Annotated in this window: 3 protein-coding genes; all 3 read right to left on the bottom strand. The window is 58.4% G+C overall.

The annotated features are described in order from the left end of the window. Positions 1 to 6 precede the first annotated feature (6 nt). Complete coding sequence (locus tag C451_RS20170) at positions 7 to 1,773, bottom strand: MBL fold metallo-hydrolase (protein WP_007743675.1); 1,767 nt, start codon at positions 1,771 to 1,773, stop codon at positions 7 to 9. 39 nt (positions 1,774 to 1,812) lie between these two features. Next, positions 1,813 to 2,724, bottom strand: coding sequence for a hypothetical protein (locus C451_RS20165; RefSeq protein WP_007743674.1), 912 nt, complete (start codon positions 2,722 to 2,724; stop codon positions 1,813 to 1,815). 336 nt (positions 2,725 to 3,060) lie between these two features. Next, on the bottom strand, positions 3,061 to 5,037 hold the full coding sequence (locus C451_RS20160) for a type IV secretion system DNA-binding domain-containing protein (RefSeq protein ID WP_241431276.1): 1,977 nt from the start codon (positions 5,035 to 5,037) through the stop codon (positions 3,061 to 3,063). Between the last annotated feature and the right edge of the window lie 61 nt (positions 5,038 to 5,098).

The following is a 5,098-nucleotide window of genomic DNA, read 5'->3' as shown; positions in this document are numbered from 1 at the left end:
CGTGCTCTACTTCTGAGAAATCCCACAGCACTCAGCAAACCAGCTTCCGCACTCACCGCTCATTCTGGGCTTAAGCGATAACCAGTGATCGTCACCGTACTCGTCGAGCTCCGTTTTCTCTCGAACGGTGACAGTCGAGGAGGCCGCCTCGGAGTCGATTTGATACGCGACAAGGTCGCTTTCCGGTGGGTAGACTGGCATCGACGTTCTGAGAGCGGCACGCGTGATCACATCAGCATCGAGATTCGATTCGAAATGTGAGAGCATTTCACGCTGGACTGAGGGTTCGCCGTGGACGAACGCGACATGCGTCGGGTCGACGTGTCGGGCAAACTGGAGCAGATCGTTCCGTGCCGCGTGGCCGCTCATCCCGCTGATCGAATGCACCCAGTTCGTTGGCAGTGTGTGCTCGAAGATCGAGAACCCGTCGCGCTCGCCGGGTTGCTGGTCTGGTTCTGCATCGTCATCTCTCGCTGGCGGTCTGATTGGTCGTGTCTCGATGCTAATGTGGGCGGTCTCGTTCGCTCCCTGAATCTCCCGTCCGAGCGTTCCGTCGGCCTGATAGCCGGTGAAAATGAGCCGCATCTCGTCGTAGTGAGTGAGGAGGTCGTGGAGGTATGCAGGCGAGAGGCCGCCGGTGAGCATTCCCGACGGTGCGACGATGATCGGCGGTGTCTCCATGTTCAGGAGCCGCTCACGCTCGTCGCTGTTTGCGGGCCGTTGGGCAACGTCGGGAACGAACGGTTCGAAGTCGGCGGCGTTTTGCATGTAGTTCATCACCGATTCGTTGATATACTCCGGGCCGGCGAAGGCGTGATAGCGGTCAGTTGCCTGTGTCGCCAACCCATCGTAGATGAGCTGGAACTCCGCACGGGTATCTTCATCAAGCGACCGCCAGCGCTCACGGAAGATCTGGAGGATCTCCTGTGCCCGTCCGACGGCAAAGGTGGGAATAAGGACCGGAATCCCTTGCCGGATCGCGTTGATCGACTCGTTGTACAGGTCCGTACGGGCATCCTGAAACGAGGGATGGGTATCCCGATCGCCGTATGTGGACTCGAGAATCAGCGTATCCGCACTCGGTGGGGTCTCGATGTCGTGGAGATGGGCCGACCGTCCGCCGAGATCGCCCGAAAACACGACTCGTCGCCCGCCGGCTTCGAGGCTGAGCCACGCGCTCCCAAGGAGGTGGCCTGCATCCCCGAATCGGTACGTCAGCGTATCGTCGGTAGCGACGTGATCGGTGACCGATCCGGTGTCGTAGCCAGTGATCGGATCAAATCGTGCGAGAACCTCCTCGACGTCGGTCCGCTCGAATTGGCGTTCGCGTCCGGGCTTTTTGGTTTCTTCGAGGTGGATTTTCAGGGAATCATGGAGGAGGAGGTGGGCGATGGCGGCGGTGGCTTGCGTACAGATGACGGTCGCGTCACGGCTGAGGAGGTTGCGGTGTTCGAGAACCGGCAGCGCACCGATATGATCGATATGAGCATGCGTGAGAAACACCGCATCGATCGCTTCGGTGCCAAGCCCACGGAAATCGGGGAACTGCCCGCCACTACCCTGATTCAGCCCGCAGTCGACGAGATAGGTCCCGTCGGCGGTTTCGACCTGATAGCAGCTCCGGCCGACCTCACGGGCTCCGCCCCGCGGATGGACGACGAGTGGTGTATCGCCGTCAACGAGTTCATGTGGGGGAGTCGTGGCTGCATCCTCATCGTCAGTGTCTGTGTTGGATTCGGACGCCGTCTCGCCGGTTGGTGGTGTCGCATTCATGATTGCGGGTAGTGAGCTCGCCGATCGGACGGTGTGGTGTTATTCGGCGAGTATGTCATCGGCATAAAAGCGCTCTTGGGTTCCCGTCTCGCCGGAGAACGTGACGTCCTTGGTCAACGGGGAGTCGGCGACAGCCGGGCAGAAGTCATCGAGTTGGGTGAGGATCGTATCGAGCGGGCGGGCGCTCCCGTGGGCGGTCATCGTCCGTTCGAGTTGCCAAACAGCGGGTGTCCGGCTCAAATCGTTGGCTGCTTCGGCTTCCGCTTCGGTGTAGTACCGACACCGGCTTGCCTTTCCGGTCGTTCCCTCGCCGTGGCGGGCCGGTTTCGCGGTGAGTTCGTCGAGACGGACGAGTTGGAGCGGCGACCGCGTTCGACCAGGCAGCGCGTCATCGAGCTCTTCGCGAACGTCGTGCGCGGCGAGCGAGAGGTCGTGTCGGAAGTACGTGAGGGTGATCGGCCCGTTTTCCTCGTAGAGCATCGGCGAGGCGACATGGTGGCCGTCATCCATCGTGAGATACTGCGCTGGGAGTTCGGCGAGACACAACCCGCGGAGTCGCAACCGTTCGGGATCGGTGTTGGTGGCGGCCTCGAAATGATCAAGCAGGTGGGCGAGTTCGTCCGCACACTCCTGTGGGGTCCACGCGGTTCGATCAGCCGGTGCGCGCTCGGCCGGGTTGGTGAAATAGACGGTTGTCTCGGGGATATATGGGACCGGTTCGGGACGGCGGGGTTCGACCGGCAGCGTACCGCGGTCGTGGTCACTGTAGGGTTTGTCGTCACCGACGGTTCGCCCGAGTTCGATACGAGCCGAGACGGGGAAGACGGTTCGCGGGAGGGTTTCGAGGACAGTGATCGGGTCGTGCTCGGCCAGGAGGACGACACGCTCGCGCGTGGCAGTCGTGCTGGCGTCTCGATCGCGGTCACGGTTGGACGGCGGGTCTGAGCTCATGCTAGCAGTAGATGTTCGTAGTCATCGAGTGGGCCACTCTGGGCTGGCATCAGTTGGCGTCGAGAGGCGAGGGCCACGTCTGTTTGGCGCATCGAGCATCTGACGAATAAATCTTTCCAGCGGCAATCGGATCTGTTTTCATTCTTGAGATTTTGTTGGAAGAAATATGGACATGGTCTCGGAGAGGCACACCCCTCGTTTTCACTGACTTCGCCACAGAAAGGGGTGAGATATTGGGGGTCGGCGACGGGTTCGCGATCGGTGAGAAACTGATCGACCGTGTCTCTTGACGGCGGTCGATCGAAGCCGCAGCCAAGCCAGACGAATGTGGCGATTCTATTTTTCGAGATCGAGAGTGTTGCGGAGATGCTTGACAGGATAGATGTCGGTTAGACCTTCAGTCTCGATCGTGACCTCACTGAGTGGTGTCCCGTCGCTGTAGGTATTTTCGACACGTGGGTCGCCGTCGTCGGGATCGTTGAGTGCGGCGAGGATTTCGTGACCCTTCCTTCGACTCATCGCGACCCAGATGGCGTCCTCACAGCCGGTAGCGGCAATTTTGTCGAAGTCGGCTGGGGCGGCCGACCTTCTGTCCGGATTGCTGCGTTCGACCTCGACGGCGACGGCGATCTCGCCGTCGGCATCGAGCCCGACGAGATCGAGACGATGCCCGTCATCGACGCCATAGTACGGTCGTGCCTCGACGACCGCCGATTCGTCGTTGTCGACGTACGCCGCTTCGAGATATCGGCGTGCGACCTCGACGGCGAAGATATGCTGGCTCGATTCGGTCAGATCACCCACGCCATCGCCGTGATCGAGCCCCGCACGATGAGTCTCGTTGATCACATTGCGGCCGTCGGCGGTCACCGAATACAGAAGATGGGGTTGGGTGTCTCGGTTCATGAGATCACTATTAGTGAGCTCTTTGACCGCCTCATTGTCGATGTCAACATATTCTTTCAGCCGCATCATACTATCACGAATAAGATCGAACTCGAGCGGATCGTGATGTCCTTGCTGCGCATCATGAACCACCTGAAGGAAACACAGCTGGCGGTCAGTTAGTGCTGCGGCGGCGCGTTCCTCGGCCGTGAGTTTGAGATTGATCTCACAGACCGGCACGTCATCGCGATCGACTGCGTCGAGGTCGTGACAGCAGTTGATTGCACGCCTCATGCCATCAATATTTGGGTCGTGATGGCTCTGACAGCTCTCACATTTAATCGCATGCCGATCTTCATCGTATTCAACACAGTCGGGCAGCCGTTGCGTGAGACCCAGCGCACTGTCGACGCGCTGGAGTTCTTCGCCGTCTTGGATGCTCTCGGCAGGGTGTGGCTCGTCGAGGCTCACGGCGTCCTCACCGGCACGGTCGATTGTTGCTGGATACCCGTTTTCATATGTCTGCAGTTCCGCTTCCGTCGCCTGTCGATCACCATCCGGATGACCGGGTGGCAGTGACTGCGAGCGGCCGATAAACATCTCCGGATCCCGATTTTCGTACGGTGATCGGAGTTTCAGCAGCCACTCGCCGTCATTGAGGGCCCCCAGTCGATTAGCGATTTCCTGTGGACTCTCCTCGTCGGTTGCGAGCCGTTCGGCCAGTCGTTTGTCATTCTCAACGCTGCTAGTTATAATAGATCCGATATTATTGTACACTTCCTTCGCAACGTCCTTTTCTGTCTCATCGGATTCAAACTGTTCTGGATATTGAGTCAAAAGTATCAGTGCACAGCCAAATTCACGTCCTTCGGCCAACATCTTGCCGAGCATGTCGGAGGTCGCAACCGTCGACGCTTCGTCGAGATAGATGTTAACGAGCGGCTGCTCGGTGTTTAGTTTGCTCTCACGTTTGCGTCGTTTGAGTGCTCTCCACAACATTGACAAAATCACGAGCGTCATCGCGGACTGAGATTTGTCACGTACTGCTCCGGTGTCGATGATGATGACGGCGTCTTCATCAAAATATTGCCTGAAATCAAACGCGTCATCACGATCATCCGGTGAATAACTGAGCATCCGACTGAGCCTGTCGTCGAGCGCGATTTTGTCTAGACGTGTTAACACACCTGTGAGAGCGTTTTTAATTCCGTCTGATGAATCCTCAAGGATATTGTCAAACACTTCTTCGGTGGCTTCGTTACTGGTTGCGGGTGCGGTCTGATTTTCCGACAATCGACCGGCAGCCCTGACCAGCTGGTGATGTGTGAACGATTCGTCACCATGAACCCGATCGAAGAGTGCTTTGATCAGTGCGCGGATAATAGTCGGTGACTTCGCGGCGCGGTATCTGTTTAGCGGAACAGCCAAGGAGAAATCGTAGCTCTCAGGGAAGAGCAGGACGAACAGCCGCTAATCGTGCTTTCCGGGC

Origin of the sequence: Halococcus thailandensis JCM 13552, from assembly GCF_000336715.1 — an archaeon.
Lineage (GTDB): Archaea > Halobacteriota > Halobacteria > Halobacteriales > Halococcaceae > Halococcus > Halococcus thailandensis.
The sequence above is the reverse complement of the archived record's forward strand: the minus strand, read 5'-3'. Positions and strand labels throughout refer to the sequence as shown.